Below are 20,645 nucleotides of genomic sequence, written 5' to 3'. Positions count from 1 at the left end.
CCCTCTTTGATGAGCTAAAAACAGTCTAATGAACCGTCTTTTTTTGTTTAAACAGTAAAAATAAGAAGTAAGGCACACCGAAAATGGCGAGGATGATACCCGCCGGCACTTCGGACGGCTGGAACAGCAGCTTTCCGGCAAAATCGGCGCACAATACGAGAAACATCCCGATCAAACCGCTTAACAGCAATGAGTGGCGGTGCAGAACGCCGACGAGCCTCCGCGAGATGTGCGGAGCAATCAGGCCGACAAATGCCATGCTCCCGGAGATAGCCACACAGGCGCTGATGATGCCGACACAAGCCGTCAGCAGCACCACTTTTTCAACATTGGCGGATACACCGAGACTCTTCACCGTATCTTCATGAAAGCGAATGGTATCGAGCAGGCCGGACTTTGTCAGCAGGAATGGAATGAGAAGCAGCAGCCACGGCAGTGCCGCTTGAATATACGTCCAATTCGCCGACCAGATGCTTCCGTTTTTCCAAACCATGGCCATTTCGTGGTCATTCGGATTCATCTTCAATGACAGGTACAGCGAAATAGCGCTGAAACCCGAATTAATCGCGATTCCAACGAGAATAATCCTGCCCGAATCCAAGTTGCCGCCATGCCAGGCAAAGATAAAAATGAATATCGCCGCCAAAATGCCACCGATCAAGCCGAAGAATGGCATCCCCATTGCAGCGAGCAGGCTTGTCGTTTCAGTCTGGCCTTGAAAGATCAGCATGTAGCCGACGATCGCCGCACCCGCACCGGCATTAATCCCCAGAATTCCCGGGTCAGCCAGTCCGTTCCTTGTCATCGCCTGGATGACGGAACCGGCAATGCCGAGCCCGAGGCCCACGAGTGCTGCCGTCACAATCCTTGGAAGACGCAGCTCAAACAGGAGAATGGCGTATTGCTCATTCGGGTTGATGTGAAGCAATGTTGATAACAGCTCAGCCGGATGTGCGGCAAACGATCCTACTGTTATGCTGAGATAACAGATTGTGAGAATCAGCACAATAAAAACAGCATAGATGACTGCAACCTTTTTAGGCACGCTGCTCCCCTCCTTTTCTTTTGATCAAATAAAGGAAGAAAGGAACGCCGATCACCGAAGTGACGACTTCAATCGGTGTCTCAAACGGATAGTTGAGCAGCCGGCTGAGAAGATCGGCCAGCGTCAAAAAAATGCCGCCGAGAACGCAGGAGCATGGGATCATCCGGCTGTAATCCGCCCCGACGAGAAAACGCGTAATATGCGGTACAATCAATCCGACAAAAGCTATTTTACCCGCCATAGCGACGGAGCAGCCTGTCAGAATGACGACCGCTGCCATCGCTGTCCATTTGACGGCCTGCTTTTTCTGGCCGAGGCTTTCGGAAATGTCATCTCCCAATGATAGAGCTGTCACTTTTTTGCTGAGAGAGAGCGCCAGAATGATGCCGATCACAAAAAACGGCACAGCATACTTCAGCAGCTCGGGATTCAATTGATGCAGCCTGGCGCTGTACCAGAAGCTGACGTCCTGGGAAATTTGAAAGTAAATCGACATCGCCGCTGACAGACTGCTGAGCAGCATGCTTGTGACCGTCCCGATGATGGCAAGCTGAACCGGCATAAAACCGTTTGGAATCACCGAGGCGAGGCCGAAGACGAGGCCGGCGCCAACGGCTGATCCGATAAACGAATAGCCCATCATCTCCAGGGAAGTCGAACCCGGAATCAACACCATCAGCAGCGTGATCACGAATGCTGATCCGTCGGAAACGCCCATAATCGACGGGGAAGCTAAATAATTTCGGGTGATGCCCTGCATAAGCGCACCGGACACCGCCAGCGCCGCTCCGATTAAAAGAGCGCCGGCAGCGCGCGGAAGACGGGAATGCCAAATGATTTGATGATCTGTGTTGCCCGGATCAAAATGCAGCAGCGCCGAAAAAATCACTTCGGGCTCAAGCTGTTTTGCACCGTAACATACCGACAGAAAAACGGACAGCAGTATGGCAAACGGAGCAGAGATCATAATGATGCGGGTCATGTGCTTTGAATGCATCGTTCAAGAAACCTTTTCTATTTGTTCTGCGCCAATTTCTCAGCTGCAGCCTTTAAAAATTCTACCTTGCTCCATGCCGTGCCGCCCTGCGCAAGCGGATCTACAGCATTGACAAATACATGGTCGTTTTTCACTGCAGAAATGCTTTTCCAAATTGGATTATTCTCTAGATCTTTCAGCGCATTCGGCTTGTCAGCATTCTCATCGTCAGAGAATTGAACAAACATATAATCCGGATTCATTTCGCTCAGTTTTTCTAAAGAAACTAACTCCTGGGCTTTTGCCGCTTTGACTTCTTTTGGAGCTGTGAAGCCCAGCTCGCCGTATAAAGTGGAATTGAAGAATACGTCTTCCGGATAGATAAAGACATTGCCTTGTCTGATTCTGACAACGAGCGCTTTTGTATCTTTGGCCGTTTTCTCAAGCTTTGTTTTTGCTTCCTTAAGGTCTGCTTCATAATCCGAAATAATCTGCTTCGCTTTATCTTCTTTGCCTGTCAGTTCAGCCAGCAGCTCTAAATTGTCTTTCCAGTTTGAAGAAACGTGGGAAACAGGAATCGTCGTCGCGATGTTATCCAGTTTTTTCACCACTTTTTCCGGAAATTTCGTTGAAGCCAGGATGACATCCGGTTTAAGCTCAAGAATTTTCTCCAGGTTCGGTTCCGTTTTTTCGCCGACGGCAGCTGCTTTGTCAGTAATGCTCTTGAACAGGTCCGGGAACTTTCCGGAGAAGGAAATGGCACCGGCCGGGTGTACATCCAGAAGCTTTGCATCTTCCATCGATTCCACGCTTCCCGTAATGACGATTTGTTCGGCCGGGGTCTTCACCTTGTATGTATGATCGAGGTACTCGATGCTTTTCTCAGCTGACGCTGAGCTCTTGCCATCGCCGCCCGCCTTTTCTTTGCTGTTCCCGCATCCCGCTGCGCCAAACGCGAGAAGGAGAATAAATAGAAATATTGATATTTTTCTCATCTGATTGAGACCCCCTGATTTAATTGATAACTATTATCAATTAAAATTATAGGGTTGCCTCTCCGAGAACACCATGGATAATATCCGGCAATTAAAATGGATTTTTTCCGGACAGCAGCCGAACCGCCTGGCGAATGATTCGTTCATGGCTGCATGCGGAATATTCCCGCCAAGGATCCGAATTTACCTGATACACCCGGTGATGCCGGACCGCTTTCAAATCCTGCCATGCAGCCGACTGCTGTAGCTCCCGGTAGAATGCCAGCGTCTCCGGCTCTTTAAAAATGAAAATCATAATGATATCCGGCCGATATGCCGCGATCGTTTCGATCGACACGGCCCTGTCAGTCGGTTCTTCAAGCGATACAGCCGATTCAAAGCCAAGGTCGCCGAAAAATACATCTTGAACAGAGCGGTTATGCGCCAGATAAATCTCGTGTTTATGCAGGCGCAAAAACAAAAAGCTTCGGCGTCCGCAGATCGGATAAAGCGTTTCTTTCGCGGTCTCGGTGAGACGCTGGTAAGACAGCAGCCATTTCTGAGCCTCCGCTTCTTCATCCAAATGAGATGCGGTCAGCATAAAATGCCTCCTCCATTGTTCCTGTGAAGGCAAAAAGAAGACATCGGCGATCGACTGGAGTTGCTCCCGTTCCTTGTGAGACACGCTGTCCATGCTGATAATGAGCTCAGGGGCAGCCGATGACAATGTCCGCAGGTTTTCTTCCCACGGCTCGTGAAAGCGGTAAGCGCTCAGATGGACCGGAATATCTGCCGCATAATGCTTATAGTAATACGATGTCCACTTCGGATGCAGGGAAGCGGCGTAAGGAATGAGGTGAAGCGGTATCAGCTGTCCGATCGTATTCTGGCCGTAGGCCGCCAGTTTCCTGCGCCTTTTTTTCATATAAACGGTCGGGGATAAACCGGTATGCTTCTTAAATGTCCTGCTGAAATAAAATTCATCCTGATACCCGATTTGGCTTGAGATTTCCCTCAGCTTGTAGCTTGCTTTCGCCATCAGCTGCTTCGCTTTCGTCATCCGCGTCTCAGTAATAAACTCTGTCACGCTTCGACCGTACAGCTTTTTGAACGTTTCGCTGTAATGCTTCGCGCTGATTCCGGCCATTTGCGCGAGTTGATCAAGCGTCAGGTGTGCATCTGAATGCTCTTCAATATACTCCTTTGTTTTTCCTATGGCTGATGCGGTGTTTTCGGGATGAGTCAGTTTAGCCGAATAGATATCGTACAAAAGCTGCTGCAGGTCTGCTTGGCATTTCAGCTCCTGGAGCGCTGAAGAAGCCGGCCATAAGGCGGAAAGTTCCTGAAGGCGGGAGGCCAGATTTCCGACAGAATGGACATTCATCATCTGAAGATCGGAAAAAGCATCAGGGTCGGTGTCTGCTTCAAGCGTCAGGCGGCGGTCGTCATAGCTGTAGGGCTGCAGCCTGATGAGATACCCGCTGATTTCAGCTGACGAAGCTGTGATTCCGAATGTTTCATAAGGCGGAACAATATACAGCGTTTCTTTTTGGAGCGGCCTGCCTGATGCCTGTATATCGATTCTCCCTTCACCCTTCAAGTGAAAGATCAAAACGAAAGAGTCTGCCAGCTGCTGTTCATCCGGAAGATCGCCGGGCTTTCTTATATGATCGATTTGCAAGAGACGATAGAAATAAGAAGATTTCATAGAAAAACCGCCTTTCGTAACACCAGTCATATCACAAAAATAAAAATGCCCCTAAAACAATATGGTAAATTGGTTGCGGGGTTCTGGTCCGGCACAAAATACCAGTTTGCAAGGTGCATTTCACATCATTTATAGCTGATATGCTTCTTACGATTTACTATAACACAGTCGCTTTTATTGGGAAATCATGTTGTCAGTGCGGCCATCTGCCCATGTGCACTTTAAAATATAATAAAAAATCAATACTTATCATTTCAATATCTTTTTGCCTAGTGTATAACTATAGAGAAAATACTATATTTACAGGGAAGGCGTGACTTCTTATTTTGGAAATGACAGCCAGCATGAAAAAATCGCTCGATGCGATTGCAAAATGGGGGAAAATAACCGGCGTTTTTATGATTATCGGCGGAGGCATCTATGCCTTCTTCGGAATTTCTTTGCTTATCATCGGAGCCGCTCCAGGTGTGCTGATGATTTTTTCGGGGATCTACCTTATAAAATCGGCAAACGCCGCTCAGAAAATGAGTGATGACATGCCGCAAGAACCGCATGAAGCATTGCTTGATAACTATGTGAAGTTTATGAAATGGCAATTTTTCTTCTTACTATCCAATATTGTGATCTTCATTTTATGCATAGTCGCCTTTTTCTTCCTGATCTTTTTAGGTATTCTTACCGATTTACACAGCGGATACGATCCTTATTATTACGAATGATGATCAAAAGCCTGTCTCGGGAATTTACCGAGACAGGCTTTTATGATTCGGCTTCTCCGCCAACGGTGAAACGCTCATTGATGTGCTCGCCTTTTTCAGCTTCGTCACCATCGCAATGGCATAGCCTGCATAACTGAGGCAGCTTTCTCCGGCGGTGTTACGATCAAGTTTTTCTGACCTTTTTGAGATGAACCTGTTCTCTTTCCTTACGGGTTGAAAAATGCCGCCGGGCTGATGCGGAAAGTTAAACGATTAGTACATGAGAACAAGGATGATGATGAGACCAATTAAAAGCATATATAAAAGTCTGCATGCAGATACAGGCTGAGGTGCTTGTTTTCTGCCAGATTGTTGAATAGGGATTGGCTTTAAAGAGGTTATTGTTGTCTTCATATCGAAATAAAGATAAGCAGAAGTTTTTTTGATGGGAGGTTCGTTTCATGCATATCACAACAGAAAGGTTATTGATACGTGAATTTGAATTCAAAGATTGGCAAGCTGTATATGAGTATACATCAAATAGTAATGTGATGAAGTATATACCGGAAGGCGTTTTTACTGAAGAAGATGCAAAAGCATTTGTAAATAAAAACAAAGGTGATAACGCTGAAAAATTCCCTGTCATACGAATGGATGAAGATTTACTTATAGGCCATATTGTTTTTCATAAGTATTTTGGTGAACATACATATGAGATCGGGTGGGTGTTTCATCCTAAATATCAAAATAAAGGGTATGCTTCTGAAGCAGCACAAGCGATCTTGAAATATGGATTTAAAGAAATGAACCTGCATAGGATTATAGCTACGTGTCAACCTGAGAATATTCCGTCATACCGAGTTATGGAGAAGATTGGAATGAGAAGAGAAGGCTTCTTTAAAAAATGTATTCCCAAAGGCAATGAATGGTGGGATGAATATTATTACGCCATTTTAAAGGAAGAGTGGAATTGTACGATACCTTAATTGGGGATACAACAAAATATCACCAACTGCTTAGAACATAGCAGCTAAGCGAAGGTGATATATCAAGCGATATGCTAGCATCATATGACTGCAGCAAGCTTTGTAGATATTCAGTTTTAAGGGTGAGCCTTCCCTTTTCCTTCACATCAATAAGGAAAACCGGCATACGATCATGAATGTCCCCCATAACTCATAAGGCTTTGTTGTGATGATTGTGCATGTGTCACCGATAATACTTCCACATTTGTAACAAAATAAGTTACATGTTGATGATGAAACATCATCTCTTATTTAAAAGAGATGAGTTAAGACGTCTTTAAGAGACTTGCTGGCCAATTCGTTCTCCATCGCCTGCTGTACGCTGTGAAACGTTTGGTCAAGCGTTGTTTGAATTTGTCTTCCAACCGGACAGTTTGGATTCGGCTTGTCATGAATCGCAAACAATTCCTCTTGCGGCTGAACCGCGCGGTAAATATCCAGCAGAGATATATCTTCAGGATCTCTTTTCAGGGTTGCCCCGGCCACTCCCGGCCTCGACGTCAAAATACCGCCTTTTTTGAGCTGGCTGATCATGCGCCTGATCACAACAGGGTTCGTATTGACGCTCCCGGCGATCATTTCCGAAGATTCCCGCGGGTTTGCGGCAATTAAAGATAAAATATGAATAGCCACTGAAAGACGGGTGTTCACCATAAGTTTTCACCACCGATGTAATTATTATAGTTACAGGATAAGTTTTTTGTCAACTCTTATCATATCCTTAATGATCGTAAGAATAAATAAAATTTTTTTCAAACCACCCTCATGTCTCACTTTGGAACTTTTTCACAGGGTCTTTCGTATTGGTTGATGAAAGGAGTGTTTTTCAATGAAAGAGATAGCAGAAGGAAAAGCAGCTTTGGATGTCCGGCTTGAGCCGAATGAAGAAATCAGATCTATTATTCTTTGCGCGTATAACGCGAGACTGTCTGCACGTTACACTCCTTACAGAGGCGTGCTTGCGGCCACCAACAGGCGGCTCATGTTTTATTCTTCTCTGTTTGGCGCCCCTTTTCACCTTGACATCCGCTATGATACCATCTCCTCGTTACGCCGCGAAAAAGGGCTGATAACAGGAGGCGATCACCTCGTCGTGATGAACAACGGGGATCGGGAAGCATTTCAATATTTTAGCGGCTGCGATCCTTTGGAAACATTCATCGAATCCGTTCGAAAGCTAAGGAAACTGCCTGAAGACATCATGCATGTCTGAAAAACGCCGGCTCCGGGATGTGCCCGCAGCCGGCATACTCAATTATTAATCTCGTACTTCTCCCCATATCTCAGCACTTTATAAATTGCCATTCCATCAGAAAGATGATTTTCGGAATATCTCACGGGAATCAAAGCAAAACATACATAATAGGTTGAAAAATAAACAAACTGGTAGAAAAAAATATTTTCGGGTATGATGTCTTTGATAATCAGCAGATTGACAATAAAAATAGACGCTAAGTTAAACAGCGATCCGCCGGCATAAATCATCGCATTCGTAAAACGGTTATCGTATTTCAGATCCCCGTATTTGCAGAAGGAATCCATAAAGTAAACACTTCTGATTTGCACGGGGCCGATTTTCAGCAATTTTTTGCCCATCCCGATTTCAAGCGAAGATTTTCCGCCGAACAACACCGCCATGACGCTGTGGCCCAAGACATGAAGCACCGACACGGCGGGAAAAACGATCAAGAACGACCAGAAAAATTTGACAATATCCTGCATTCCGAACATTCAATCATCCTTTCTGTTTCAGCCCATGTTTTTTAAAAAATTTCCGCTTTTCCCCCGTATCAAACCTGTCAATATGCAAGTCAAGCCGGTCTCCGAATGCATAAAAAAACCGCCCATCTTTTCAATGGACGGCTTTCTCCAAATCAGTCAATTATCCTCCTATATAGGACATTTCAACCTTTTTCCGCGGAGCCGCTTTTGCAAGAGCGCGGTCGAGCGAATACTGGTCATCGCGATTCCGCCAGACGGTGCCGATCGCCGTTGCCAGCTCCTGATCGGTCTGCCCGCTTCTGATCAGGGTTCTTAAATCAAACCCGCTCGATGCGAAAAGACATGTGAAAAGCTCGCCTTTCGCCGATAGTCTTGCTCTGTTGCACGTGCTGCAAAAAGCATCGGATACAGAAGAGATAAAACCGATTTCTCCTGAACCGTCCAAATATCCGTACCGTTTGGCGACTTCTCCTTTGTAGTTCGGGTCGATCGGTTCAACCGGCATGTCTTCATTGATGATCCGGATGATATCCGCTTTTGTAACCACTGACTGACGGTTCCATTCATTTGTGTTCCCGACATCCATAAACTCAATAAACCGCAAAATATGGCCTTTTTCTTTAAAATAGCGGGCCATCGGCAAAATATCCTTTTCATTGACTCCTTTTTGGACGACCATGTTGATCTTGACGCCGAGTCCGGCCTCTTTCGCCGCTTCAATTCCGGCCAGCACCTTGCTGACGGAGACGCCTCTGCCGTTGATCGCTTTGAAACGCTCGTCATCCAGGGAATCCAGGCTGACCGTGACCCGTTTCAGCCCCGCTTTTTTCAGCTTGTCAGCGTAAACCGGCAGCAGAACGCCGTTCGTCGTCATCGCAATATCGCGAATCCCTTTGATCCCCGCAAGCTTCCCGACTAATTCCGGCATATCTTTTCTCATCAGCGGCTCGCCGCCGGTGAGGCGGATTTTTTCCACCCCGAACTGATGAACAAACAGCTTGGCCAATCGTTCAAGCTCTTCAAAGGACAACAGTTCGCCTTTTGGCAAAAACGGATAATCCTGTCCAAAGATTTCGGCAGGCATGCAATACGTACATCTTAAGTTGCAGCGATCGGTGACAGAAATTCTTAAATCCCGAAGCGGCCGGCTTTTCTGATCCAAAACTTGTTCACTGTTGGTGTTCACGCCTGTTGCCTCCTTTATGTTAACTGAATTCGCTCGTGATGCGTATATACATTGAATGACCGGTTTCTCGCAAAACCAATCGTCATGATATTCAGCTCCTCCGCCATTTGAATGGCCAGCTCGGTCGGCGCCGACTTGGAAATGACCGCGGAAACCCCGATTTTTGCGGCTTTGAGCAGCACTTCCGAAGAAATTCTGCCGCTGAACACGATCAGCTTGTCGCGCACAGGAACCTGGTGAAGCAGACAATATCCGTACAATTTATCAAGCGCATTATGTCTTCCGATATCAGATCTGACTGCAATCAGCTTGTCAGTGCTGCACAAAGCGGCATTATGAACGCCCCCCGTATGGCGAAAAAGCTTGCTGCTTTTCTGCATGTCCCGCATCAGCGCCAAACAGTTCTCAGGCGTAATGGTCACGCCGTCAATCGCCGTTTTTGCAGTTTTGACGTCCTGCTGGAAATAAAAATGCCGCCCTTTTCCGCAGCAGGACCCGATCACCCGCTTCGTGTAATCCTTCAGCACCAGCTTTTTGGAGCTGACAAGGTCGACATATGCGAATCCGAGACTTTCATCTATTGTAAACCTTTTAATCTCATTTTTAAATCGGATCACACCTTCAGATGCGAGAAATCCGATCACCAGTTCTTCCAGGCTGTCCGGCGAACAAACAAGCGTGACAAATTCCTCACCGTTCACCATGACAGTCAGGGGGAATTCCGTTGCCATCTGATCTTCTTGCTCTGTCATCTCTCCATTATCATAACGGAAAATGTTTCGGCTTGTTGTGATGTTTTTCCCCATGAATAAACCCCGCCCCTTTGTTTCTTATCATATCTATTACTATACTCGTCTATCATGCCGTTTCACAACCGTCAGGTCAAATTTGGAAGCTTCATCTTGTTGATAGCTTGAAAACATGATATTATTTTTTAAAAGTTCAAAAAATATACACTTTTCAAACAGACTGCCTTTCTTCGCAGCAACCCCGGAAACCGCTTTCAAACAATCGCTCCCCGGCAGCCTTCTGTCTTTATGACAAGCCTTTCATTTCCACAGGAGGTTCTCGCATGAAAAAAGTGAAAAACAGGTGGCTCATTGCTTTATGTGCTGTAGGCATTCATTTGTCTATCGGGTCTGTATACGCATGGAGCGTCTTTACAAACCCGCTCGCTGAAACCTTCGGCTGGAGCCTCAGCCAGATCAGCCTGACGTTCAGCATCGCTATTTTATTTCTCGGTCTTTCAGCCGCATTTTTGGGACACTTCGTCGAAAAGCACGGACCCAAAAAAGCAGGCATGCTCGCCGCTCTTTTCTTCGGAGCTGGCGTGACGTTTTCCGGCTTCGCCGTTCAGATCGGCTCCCTTCCCCTGCTTTATTTGTTTTACGGCGTCTTCGGAGGAATCGGACTCGGCGTCGGCTATATTACGCCCGTATCTTCGCTTGTTAAATGGTTTCCTGACCGCCGCGGCTTGGCTACAGGGCTTGCCATTATGGGATTCGGATTTGCGGCCTTGATCAGCAGCCCGATCATGCAGAAGCTGATCTCAGCGGTCGGTATAGCCAATACCTTTTTTATTCTCGGCATCTGCTACTTTCTTGTGATGATGCTGTCTTCGCTTTACCTCGCTCCGCCGGAAGACGGCTGGAAGCCTGAAGGATTTTCAACCGCAAAAAACGGAAAGGCGCAAAGCGCCGATATTTCCCAGCTGACGGCAAATGAAGCCATTAAAACGAAACGCTTTTATTATTTATGGCTGATGCTTTTTATTAATGTTACGTGCGGAATCGCCATCATATCCATCGCTTCACCGCTGGCGCAGGAAAGTACGGGCATGTCCGCCGCCGCTGCTGCCGCTCTCGTCGGCGTTTTGGGCGCATTTAACGGTTTAGGGCGGATCGGCTGGGCCTCTGCATCTGATTACATCGGCCGGCCGAATACGTATACCGTCTTTTTCGCTGTACAGCTGATCGCCTTTCCGCTTTTGCCGTTTATTTCCGACAAGGCCGTCTTCTCTGTTTTAATGGCATTGATCTATACGTGCTATGGAGGAGGATTTGCCGCAATTCCGGCTTATATCGGGGATTTGTTCGGAACAAAGCAGCTCGGTGCAATCCACGGTTACATTTTAACGGCATGGGCGGCGGCAGGACTTGCGGGCCCGATGTTCTCTTCTTGGGTGCGTGATGCAACAGGAAGCTACAGCCAGAGCCTGACGGTTTTTGCAGCACTGTTCGGCATCGGCCTGTTCATTTCGATCTTCATTAGAACCGACATTAAACAGATGCGGAAAAAAGCGGCGGTTCATGTCTCAAACTCGGTAAAAGGATGATCCTGCAGTATCCGCTGGAAAGGAGAGAATGGAATGGGAAAAACAAAGCATCAAGGTCCGATGAAGCTGAATAAAAAGCCCGCGCCAAAACTGTGGGCGTCTTGGGCGCCGATGGGACTCGGAAAGGTAAAGCCAAAGCATATCAGAGATACGATGAAAACAGCGTGGGACAATAAAGACAACCTTTCGTATGCCTACAGAATTTTGACGCAAGGCGTGTGCGACGGCTGTGCGCTCGGTGTGTCCGGACTCCGCGATCAGACGCTCACAGGGCCTCATCTCTGCACGACGCGGCTGAACGTCCTCCGCTTAAATACGATGCCTGCGATCGAGGACAAATGGCTGTCCGCCGACATCGAACAGCTGAGAAAGCTGGACAGCACCGAACTGAGAAAGCTCGGACGCATCCCTTATCCGCTGTCGAGAAAAAAAGGAGAACGGTCGTTCTCGAGAATTTCTTGGGATGAAGCGCTCAGCCGAATCGCGGACAAAATCAAATCGATTGATAAACGACAGCTCGCCTTTTATTTAACGGCCAGGGGGATTACGAATGAGGTGTACTATACGGCCGCAAAAGCGGCTCGGTTTATCGGCACAAACAACATTGACAACGCCTCGCGGATCTGCCACTCGCCAAGCAAAACGGCTTTAAAAAGGTCCCTTGGCATCGGTGCCTCAAGCTGCAGCTACCGAGACTGGATCGGGACGGATGTCCTCGTCTTCTGGGGATCTGTCGCCGCCAACAACCAGCCGGTGTCAACAAAATACATGTATGCCGCCAAAAAAGCGGGAACAAAAATCATTATGATCAACCCCTACCTGGAACCTTCGATGGAGAAATACTGGATTCCATCGATAGCTGAGAGCGCCCTTTTCGGCACCAAAATCACTGATGACGTATACCAAGTCAATATCGGCGGCGACATTGCCTTTATGAACGGGGTAATGAAGCACTGGTTTGAAATGGAACGGGAGGCCCCCGGTTCAAGCATTGACCGCGCCTTTATCGAAGCACACACAAACGGGTTCACTGAGCTTAAACAGCATATCGAAAAACAAAATTGGAAGACGCTTGAAGAGTCATCCGGCATATCGAAAGATCGAATGAAAGAATTCGCCGTCTTGCTGGCCCGGGCGAAAACCGGCGTTTTCATTTGGAGCATGGGACTCACACAGCACCGTTTTGCGACCGACAACATTTCACAGGTGGCAAATCTCGCCCTGTTACAAGGATTCATCGGCAGAAAGCATTGCGGCGTCATGCCGATCAGAGGACACAGCGGTGTGCAGGGTTCTGGAGAAATGGGTGCCGATCCTTTCGTCCTTCCAGGCGGTGATTTTGACGAAGAAAATGCAGCACGGATCGAGAAGGTTTGGGGCTTCCGTATACCGACTTGGCAAGGCGATACGATCGGCCAGACGATCGAAAACATGCTCCTGCCGAGCAAAAGCGAAAGAAAAGTAAAAGTGTTTTATACAAGCGGAGGCAACTTTTTGGAGACGATGCCGAACCCCGATTTTATCAAAAAAGCGTTACAGGAAGTAGAGGTGAGAGTCCATCAGGACATCATCTTCAATACTTCTACCCTTGTCGATGCCAAAGAGGAAGTTATCATTCTTCCCGCGATGACAAGGTATGAACAGCCTGGCGGAGGAACCTCAACCAGTACGGAACGGATGGTCTATTTCAGCCCCGAAATTAAAGGACCGCGCATCGGAGAAGCCCGTTCTGAATGGGAAATTTATTTGGATCTTGCCAAACGGGTTCGGCCCGAAGACAAAGAACTGATCCATTTTGACAGCGCTGCGGAAATCCGTGAAGAAATTGCTGCTGCCAACCGGAATTATGAAGGAATTCAGCATTTGAAAAAACGCGGAGATGTCTTTCAATGGGGCGGCGCCTGGCTTTGTGAAGGCGGAATTTGTCCGACGGCAGACAGCAGGGGTAACCTGATCCCCGTCGATCTTCCTGAAAACAGACAAACTGAAGGACGCTTTCTCGTGACGACAAGGCGGGGAAAACAGTTCAATTCGATGATTTATAGTGAAAAAGATCCTTTCAACGCGGCAGATCGCCGGGATGTCATGATCCATCCAAAAGATGCCGAGGACCTTTATATTCAAGACGGAGAAGCGATCGTTCTATTCAACCGCTACGGAACTTTCCAAGGCCGGGCAAAATATGCCGGCGTACAACGCGGAAACACGGCTGTCTACTGGCCGGAAGGAAATGTCCTGATCCCTAAAGGCGTATACGAAAACCACGCCCGTATTCCGGAATACAACACGGCGGTCATGATTGAAAAAGCGGAGATTTTCCATTCAAGAAAAGATCCGCGCTATGCAGAAAAACGAATCGAAGAACTCGAAATGTCGACAGATTAGCTTAACAGAAGGTCGGGACGGCACTGCTGCCGTCCCGCTCTCGTATGGAGTTACTGAGACAGTTTTACGCCTTCTTCTTTCCATACCTTTTTAAAATCAGAAGCTGAGTCGGCTTCAATCAATTTTCCGCCGCCAGCAGCAGCTACTTTTTTAAGCTTTGCTTTTTCTTTCACCGTTTTCACGTCAAGCCCAACGATGTTGACGATCGTTTTAATGTTGGATTTGCGCAGATCTTTCGCTGCCTGAACAGGGTCTCCTCCGCATGTTTCTTCACCGTCTGTCACGATGTAAACATAGTTCTTACCATCTTTATCGGCAAGATCTTCTTTTACATCATAAAGAGATTTTGCAATTGGAGACCAGCCTGTAGGCTTGATTCCGCTTAAAGCGTTTTCGAACGAGTTGGAAGAAAACGGCTGCAGATCATAGACGGTTTCCGTCGTACCGCAAGATAGTTCTTTTCCGGAGTTTTTATTGTTGCCTTTATGTCCGAACACATTCAGCATGACATTCGCATCGCTTGAAAGCAGGTCAGCAAAGTCGGTTACGGATTCTTTGGCAATATCAAATTTTCTTTCTCCTTCAACCTTTTGTGCCATGCTGCCGCTTGCATCAAGCACAACTGCAACATTGACATCTTTTTTGCTGTTGTCCGCATTTCCGTTTTCAGCCGCGAAAGCAGCAGCCGGAGCCAATGACAAAAGCATGGTGAACGTTGTTAACAGAGTAAACCTTTTTTTCACCTTTCTCACTTTCCTTTCCGCATTTGTTTTTCGGACCGATCTTCCGCATGAGATCTAGTCCACCAACATCGTAAAAGAAGGCTTGATAGAAATAAATAGGCCGGATCTCCTTTTCAAATTCACAAATTCTTCATAATCCTTACGATAATCGATCGACACTTTCACTTAAGTCCTATCAAAAAAGTCCGCTAAAAGACTGTTTTCGTCCCAATAACACCACAGTTACGACAAATTACCCCTCCAAAGGATTCAGCAGGGTTCAACGTTCTGAAACAATAACTTAATATTTGTAAAGTGTTTCGCTTGACTTTTTGACAATCTTTTCATCACAAAAGGAAAGCTGCGGAAACATGTCCACAGCTTTTTTCCAGTTTATTTAGAAAGCTCAATGGCTTCCTGAGTGAAAATTCTTTTGATGTCATTTTTGGTTTTTGCTTGGAAATATTCACCGCCGCCGGCTGCTGCGATGCTTGTCAATTGTCCGTGAAAATCTCCTTCATAATCAAAGCCGATCACATTGACAACCGCATTAGCTTTGCGCAGTTCTGTTGCAACTTTTACCGGATTGCCTCCGCATGTTTCCTCACCGTCTGTCAGCAGGTAAACGACGTTTTTCCCGTTGTTGTTCAGCTGATCAAGCGCGTTTTTGGCATCTTGCAGCGCGTTGGCGATCGGTGTCCATCCAGTCGGTCCGATGCCGTTTAATGAGTTGCGGAAGCTTTGCTCGTCATACGTTTGGAACCCGTACACTCCTCTGATTGCATTGCAGGATTGTACCTTTCCGGAATTTTTATTGTTTCCCTCTGAACCGAAAACTCTCATGAGCACGTTTGCATTTTCAAGCTTAGAACCAAAGCTGAACGCCTCATTTTTGGCAAGCTCGTATTTTGAGACACCGCCGATCTTCTTAGCCATGCTGCCGCTTGCATCAAGCATAATCGCAACGTTAGGCGAATCTTCGGCAACTGTTACCTCCTGTTTTTTCTCAGCTGCGAAAGCAGGCGAACCAAGGCTAAGAACCATAGCGGTTAAAATACCCAATGTCAGCTTCTTCTTCATTTCTCCCTTTCCCCTTTCTTAAATAAAGTCGTTAACACATTAATATCGTAGAAGAACACCAGGGAGAAATAAATAGGGCATGTCTCCTTTTCCTCGTTATTTATTTCAGCATACAACAAGCGGTTAAAATAGACTTTATATCCTGTGAACCCTTATATTATCAACACATTCACGGCCTTTTGACGCTGTTCAGCAAGCCCTCCGGCACAGAATTTTGAAATATTTGTATAGTATTTTGGCGTGCATCAACTTCATGAGAATGCCAAATTTTGATGACATTTAAAAAGACGCCGCCAATAAGGCAGACGTCTCTTTTTTATTTTTTCGCCATGTATTTATTTAAAAATTCATCAGCATTGGCTACAGCTGTTCCTTTGTAATAATACTTGACGATGGCTTCAGCTTTCTTGCCGTCTTTCGCCATATAATGCGCGCCGTATTGGCTCATACCTACTCCATGTCCAAAACCCCTTGTCGTGACGGTAATCTGATTGCCGTCGCGTTTCCAATCAAAGTCTGCCGATTTGAGGCCGAGCTTTTCCCGAATATCTCTTCCCTCAAGCTTCTTCCCATTGATGACAGCAGTCGCTACGCGTTTTCCCGGCGTTCTTTCAGTGATCTTCCCAATGCTGTTTGAGCTGGGCAGCTTCACGCCGAGCTTTTGTTCAAATTCAGCGACAGTAAACGTTTTGTGGTTCAGGAATTTCGGCGACTTTGTATCCCAGGAGCTTTTCACGCTTTGCAGATACGGAATATCACTTGTCCAATAGGCCCCGGCATTCTCCGTATACCCGTTGCTCGTCGAGAAAAACGAAGCGTCAATCGGCTTATGATCATAGGTTAAAATTTTGCCTTGCGTACTGGCTACAGCTTCGGTCACTTTTTTGATTTTCCAATCGTAATCTTTCTTCCACAGTCTGCGGAGTTCCTCTTTGTTTTTATACACCTGGAACATCTGCGTGTCATCGACGAGCGAGCCCTTCGGTGATTGGACAGCCTGCTCTGATACCATTTGCCTCACAATATATGTGCGGGCCGCGAGCGCTTGTGCTTTTAAAGCTTCGATATCGAAATCAGCCGGCATTTCCGAAGCAACGACACCGATGACATACTCTTCAAGCGGAATGTCTTCAACTTTCCGGTCAGCCGTTCTGTAGACCGGAATTGAAACGGGAGACTCTTTTAAGGTGACTTTCTTTTTTTCCTCGTGTTGCTGAGCGTGTTTTTCTGTTTTGATTGCCCCCGGCCCCCCGTGAAAAGGGAGGACAAGCAGTGTTGGTATGAGTAAAATCAGCATGCAGATTCCTGCTAGTACAATAAATAGCTGTTTCAAATCAGTGCCCCCATTTCTGTTTTGTCTCTTTCATTTTATGGGCGGGGACAAGCTAATATGACTGTACTTTTCAACTGCTGCTGCGTATTTTAAAAGCCATTCTTGTGCATAATGATAGATATGGGAGGCATACTGATATAGAATACTTGAAACGTAAAAATCAGTATGCCGTGTGACATACTGATTTCACGTTGATTTATGCGTTTAAATCGGATACAACTTCTTTATTTTCAATATGAACCGCTTCTTCATCGTTAACGCGCTCAATATCAGCGCCGAGACCGGCAAGTTTTTGGTGGAAGTTGACATATCCCCGGTCTAAATGTTTTAATTCGGTTACGCGTGTATGACCGTCAGCGACAAGGCCAGCAAGGATAAGAGCTGCGCCGGCGCGAAGGTCCGTCGCGGCCACCTCAGCACCTTGAAGCTGCACGGGACCATTAATGATGACAGAACGGCCTTCGATTTTAATATCTCCGTTCATACGGCGAAATTCTTCCGCATGCATGAAGCGGTTCTCAAAGACGGTTTCTGTGATCATGCTGGTTCCATTTGCGCGCATCAAAAGAGCCATCATCTGTGACTGCATATCAGTCGGGAAACCTGGATGTGGCATAGTTTTTAAATCTATAGGCTTCAATTCAGAAGGACCGATGATCCGAAGACCGTCTCCTTCTTCCTGGATTTGAACGCCCATCTCTTCCATTTTCGCAATTAAAGATGTCAAGTGCTCAGGAACCGCTCCCTTTACCAGTACGTTCCCTTCGGTAATCGCCGCGGCAACCATGAACGTTCCCGCCTCAATCCGGTCAGGAATAATGGTATGTTTTGCACCATGAAGCGCCTTAACGCCTTCAATTTTAATGGTGCCTGTACCGGCACCCCGAATTTTACCGCCCATTGCATTGATATAATTAGCCAGATCAACGATTTCAGGCTCTTTAGCAGCGTTTTCGAGCGTTGTCGTGCCCTCAGCTAAAGCTGCAGCCATAATCAGGTTTTCAGTTGCTCCGACACTAGGGAAATCAAGATAAATTTTTGCTCCTTGAAGGCGGCCTTCTACAGTCGCTTCAATAAAGCCGTTTCCGACTTTAATTTTTGCGCCCATTGCTTCAAAGCCTTTCAGATGCTGATCGATCGGTCTTGAACCGATTGCACATCCTCCAGGCAAAGCCACTCTCGAGTGACCTGTGCGAGCAAGAAGCGGACCCATCACCAATACAGATGCGCGCATTTTACGAACATATTCAAACGGAGCTTCCGTAGACAAAGTGCGAGATGCATCAACCGTTACTGTATGATTTTCAAAATGTACACTTGCGCCTAAATGACGTAACACTTCGTTAATCGTATATACATCGGAGAGCGTAGGCACATCACATATTACGCTTTTTTCTTCACTGGCTAATAAAGATGCAGCGATAACTGGTAAAACGGCATTTTTTGCTCCTTCAACTTTGACTGTGCCGTTTAACTTTCGACCGCCGCGGACGATGATTTTTTCCAAGGTATTCCCCTCCGCGTCCCAATTTCTCTATATTAATATTCAGTCGTGACGATTGGTGTGCCAACCGTGACGGTAAGTTTTTCGCCCATTCCCGCATTTCTAAGCGAGACTTGCAGATTCATACGGTGTTTTTCTGTCTTGATGGATTCTTTCCACTCGTTAGTGTAAGCAGAAATAGAAACGAAATTTGGTTCGATTAAATCTTCAACTGACTTTGCATCAAATTCATGTACTAGTTCATTTGCTTTTTTTTGCAAAACAACATTCATCATACCATTTAAATGGCCCTTTAGACAAGTAAAAATTGCGGTCTTTTCTCGCATTATGTCGAATGCATCCCGTTCAAACTGCTTATATGTAGCATTCCAGTTTTCCCGTGGTCCCGCGCCTTTTTGCTCATACAATAAATACGAAACAAGTCTCTGGTTTTTGTGGGTGGATACCAAATGTATTTTGGAATTAATGTGATTTTTTTTGTCCTGAAAAACACCTGTCGCTTTAACTGTATCATCGTCTTCCCGCGTTAAAGTCCATTGATATTGTCGATGCTGTTTCTTGAAATGTTTCAGTTTTGCAAAAAAATCTTTTTCACTTAGGGTAAGCTGTTTTTTTGTATGCAGGGTCCATTCTTCAAGCTCGACATCATGGCGGCTCAAACCTTCCGCCAGCTGTTCCAGCGGCGTATTGCCCGCTGCTTCAAGCGATTGAAAGACATGAACAATTAAAAATAAAATCACAATAAAAATGAGGGCATTAACCGTTTGTTTTGTCTTCATTCCGCATCATCCTCTCCTACTCTCCATTGTTGACGGATCGCAGGAAAAGCATACGTGGAAAAACAAGGTCCCCCGGTGATTTTGCGGAACGCGGCGTTACCCACATTTGTCCATTCCCAAAAATTCTTTTACTCAATCATGAAAATAAATTTTGAAGCTGTCTGGAATAATAAAGATAGTCCAGGAAAAAATTGCTGACGGTGGAGCCGACGGCGATTGTAATGATGATCATTAACACCCTCGCCTGAATGACTTTCCCTTTCCTGATGAGCGGATCAATATTGACCGCCAGAAGAGCCCACCAAGTCAATGCAATAAAAAAAAGATGAACGATGATACTGACAGCAGCCTGTTGTCCGATCTCTTCCATTATTGATGACGCCTCCTTACGTTCCAGCCGGTCTGGTGGTTCCGGCCTGCCTAGTCTCTTCTGCTGTGGGATAAAGGAATGATGCCGGTCATTTCAAGTCATTTTAACAGTTTTGATGTTTCATGTTAAGACGTTCATGGATAGAACTTTTTCCCATAGATGGAGTGATCCTCTGTTGCCTGAGGCGTAAGTTGAGGAGCTTGCTTGAATGTCTTACGTCCTCTTTCTGGTGGAAGAGAACATAGCTTACTATTTTGTATTATAGATAGATTCAAACTAAAAAGGCGAACAATTTGTGAACTTTTTTCAACATTTTCAGGTTCTGTTTGATCATGAATATAAAAGAACCCTTCCCATCCTTAAATATGGGAAGGATCCTCATCTTTATCTCGCAACATCCAACCGGTTAATCGCACGTTTTAAAGCAAGCTCTGCCCGAATAATGTCAACATCTGGCGTATGCTTTTGCAAACGTTCCTCGGCACGCCGTTTTGCGGCCAAGGCGCGTTCTTTGTCAATTTGTTCAGATGTTTCCGCCGTCTGGGCCAGAATGGTGACATGGTCAGGGCGGACTTCCACTATGCCCCCGCTGACGGCAACCAGCTCAGTTTGACCGTCTTTTTTCAGACGGACTGCAGCAATTTTTAGCGGAGCAACCGTCGGAATATGGCCGGGTAAAATACCAAGCTCACCGCTCTCTGCTCGAACGCTTACCATTTCTATATCCGCATCGTATACTGGGCCGTCGGGAGTAACGATATTGACTTTTAAGGTCTTCATGCTTTTACCCTCCTAGGACCAGA

At 46.3% G+C, this 20,645-nt stretch carries 20 protein-coding genes; 5 read left to right on the top strand and 15 right to left on the bottom strand.

Annotation, left to right across the window (positions count from 1 at the left end; genetic code table 11):
* Positions 1-25 precede the first annotated feature (25 nt).
* The 4 genes from MST20_RS09525 to btr all read right to left on the bottom strand — a co-directional run bounded on the left by MST20_RS09525 (position 26) and on the right by btr (position 4,703).
* Complete coding sequence (locus tag MST20_RS09525; RefSeq protein WP_243941772.1) at positions 26-1,045, bottom strand: FecCD family ABC transporter permease; 1,020 nt, start codon at positions 1,043-1,045, stop codon at positions 26-28.
* Positions 1,038-2,042: a FecCD family ABC transporter permease gene (locus MST20_RS09520; protein ID WP_243941770.1), complete on the bottom strand. Its 1,005-nt coding sequence runs from the start codon at positions 2,040-2,042 to the stop codon at positions 1,038-1,040. The genes MST20_RS09525 and MST20_RS09520 overlap by 8 nt, the downstream gene beginning before the upstream one ends.
* 17 nt (positions 2,043-2,059) lie before the next feature.
* Entirely contained in the window at positions 2,060-3,016 is a 957-nt protein-coding gene (locus MST20_RS09515; protein ID WP_243941768.1) for an iron-hydroxamate ABC transporter substrate-binding protein, read from the bottom strand.
* Positions 3,017-3,107: 91 nt separating this feature from the next.
* Positions 3,108-4,703 carry a bacillibactin transport transcriptional regulator Btr gene (gene btr / locus MST20_RS09510; RefSeq protein ID WP_243941766.1) on the bottom strand — a complete coding sequence of 532 codons (1,596 nt, stop codon included), beginning with the start codon at positions 4,701-4,703 and terminating at the stop codon, positions 3,108-3,110.
* 332 nt (positions 4,704-5,035) lie between these two features.
* Between btr and MST20_RS09505 the strand changes: the two genes are divergently transcribed.
* Together MST20_RS09505 and MST20_RS09500 are read left to right on the top strand one after the other, a co-directional pair.
* Complete coding sequence (locus MST20_RS09505) at positions 5,036-5,422, top strand: DUF5362 family protein (RefSeq protein ID WP_228119653.1); 387 nt, start codon at positions 5,036-5,038, stop codon at positions 5,420-5,422.
* A gap of 440 nt (positions 5,423-5,862) precedes the next feature.
* The gene (locus tag MST20_RS09500) at positions 5,863-6,387 is read left to right on the top strand and encodes a GNAT family N-acetyltransferase (RefSeq protein WP_243941764.1); all 525 of its coding nucleotides are present in this window, start codon (positions 5,863-5,865) and stop codon (positions 6,385-6,387) included.
* 291 nt (positions 6,388-6,678) lie between these two features.
* Here MST20_RS09500 and MST20_RS09490 read toward each other — a convergent pair whose 3' ends face one another.
* The gene (locus tag MST20_RS09490; protein ID WP_020453242.1) at positions 6,679-7,080 is read right to left on the bottom strand and encodes an Rrf2 family transcriptional regulator; all 402 of its coding nucleotides are present in this window, start codon (positions 7,078-7,080) and stop codon (positions 6,679-6,681) included.
* 175 nt (positions 7,081-7,255) lie between these two features.
* On the opposite strand from MST20_RS09490, the gene MST20_RS09485 reads away from it, so the two are divergent.
* Positions 7,256-7,639, top strand: a complete 384-nt coding sequence (locus MST20_RS09485) for a GRAM domain-containing protein (protein ID WP_243941763.1) — start codon at positions 7,256-7,258, stop codon at positions 7,637-7,639.
* 38 nt (positions 7,640-7,677) lie between these two features.
* Here the strand turns inward: MST20_RS09485 and MST20_RS09480 are convergent, their stop codons facing one another.
* The 3 genes from MST20_RS09480 to fdhD form a co-directional block, all read right to left on the bottom strand.
* Entirely contained in the window at positions 7,678-8,157 is a 480-nt protein-coding gene (locus tag MST20_RS09480) for a hypothetical protein (protein ID WP_243941761.1), read from the bottom strand.
* 151 nt (positions 8,158-8,308) lie between these two features.
* The gene (gene moaA, locus MST20_RS09475) at positions 8,309-9,334 is read right to left on the bottom strand and encodes a GTP 3',8-cyclase MoaA (RefSeq protein WP_243941760.1); all 1,026 of its coding nucleotides are present in this window, start codon (positions 9,332-9,334) and stop codon (positions 8,309-8,311) included.
* Positions 9,335-9,348: 14 nt separating this feature from the next.
* Positions 9,349-10,140, bottom strand: a complete 792-nt coding sequence (fdhD, locus tag MST20_RS09470; RefSeq protein ID WP_243941758.1) for a formate dehydrogenase accessory sulfurtransferase FdhD — start codon at positions 10,138-10,140, stop codon at positions 9,349-9,351.
* A 266-nt stretch (positions 10,141-10,406) separates the two neighbouring features.
* Here fdhD and MST20_RS09465 point away from each other — a divergent pair, with 266 nt between their 5' ends.
* Together MST20_RS09465 and MST20_RS09460 are read left to right on the top strand one after the other, a co-directional pair.
* Positions 10,407-11,669 carry an L-lactate MFS transporter gene (locus tag MST20_RS09465; protein ID WP_243941755.1) on the top strand — a complete coding sequence of 421 codons (1,263 nt, stop codon included), beginning with the start codon at positions 10,407-10,409 and terminating at the stop codon, positions 11,667-11,669.
* A 33-nt stretch (positions 11,670-11,702) separates the two neighbouring features.
* The gene (locus MST20_RS09460; protein WP_243941753.1) at positions 11,703-14,054 is read left to right on the top strand and encodes an FdhF/YdeP family oxidoreductase; all 2,352 of its coding nucleotides are present in this window, start codon (positions 11,703-11,705) and stop codon (positions 14,052-14,054) included.
* A 50-nt stretch (positions 14,055-14,104) separates the two neighbouring features.
* On the opposite strand, the gene MST20_RS09455 is transcribed toward MST20_RS09460, so the two are convergent.
* The 7 genes from MST20_RS09455 to MST20_RS09425 all read right to left on the bottom strand — a co-directional run bounded on the left by MST20_RS09455 (position 14,105) and on the right by MST20_RS09425 (position 20,622).
* Entirely contained in the window at positions 14,105-14,797 is a 693-nt protein-coding gene (locus MST20_RS09455; RefSeq protein ID WP_165428300.1) for a VWA domain-containing protein, read from the bottom strand.
* 372 nt (positions 14,798-15,169) lie between these two features.
* Positions 15,170-15,856 (bottom strand): VWA domain-containing protein, encoded by a 687-nt coding sequence (locus MST20_RS09450; RefSeq protein WP_043925142.1) that lies wholly within the window; start codon positions 15,854-15,856, stop codon positions 15,170-15,172.
* A gap of 316 nt (positions 15,857-16,172) precedes the next feature.
* Positions 16,173-17,189: a stage II sporulation protein D gene (gene spoIID / locus MST20_RS09445; RefSeq protein ID WP_243941751.1), complete on the bottom strand. Its 1,017-nt coding sequence runs from the start codon at positions 17,187-17,189 to the stop codon at positions 16,173-16,175.
* Positions 17,190-17,385: 196 nt separating this feature from the next.
* On the bottom strand, positions 17,386-18,696 hold the full coding sequence (gene murA / locus MST20_RS09440; RefSeq protein WP_165428301.1) for a UDP-N-acetylglucosamine 1-carboxyvinyltransferase: 1,311 nt from the start codon (positions 18,694-18,696) through the stop codon (positions 17,386-17,388).
* Positions 18,697-18,728: 32 nt separating this feature from the next.
* A complete protein-coding gene (locus tag MST20_RS09435) occupies positions 18,729-19,472 on the bottom strand; it encodes a YwmB family TATA-box binding protein (protein ID WP_065644472.1) in 744 nt (247 codons plus the stop codon).
* Between the two features lie 136 nt (positions 19,473-19,608).
* On the bottom strand, positions 19,609-19,842 hold the full coding sequence (locus MST20_RS09430; RefSeq protein ID WP_003186001.1) for a DUF1146 family protein: 234 nt from the start codon (positions 19,840-19,842) through the stop codon (positions 19,609-19,611).
* Between the two features lie 384 nt (positions 19,843-20,226).
* The gene (locus MST20_RS09425; RefSeq protein WP_020453254.1) at positions 20,227-20,622 is read right to left on the bottom strand and encodes a F0F1 ATP synthase subunit epsilon; all 396 of its coding nucleotides are present in this window, start codon (positions 20,620-20,622) and stop codon (positions 20,227-20,229) included.
* Positions 20,623-20,645: the final 23 nt, after the last annotated feature.

Origin of the sequence: Bacillus sp. B19-2, assembly GCF_022832475.1 — a bacterium.
In the GTDB taxonomy this organism is placed as follows: Bacteria; Bacillota; Bacilli; order Bacillales; family Bacillaceae; genus Bacillus; species Bacillus paralicheniformis.
Note: the sequence above shows the minus strand (reverse complement) of the source record. Positions and strands in the feature narration are given on the sequence as shown.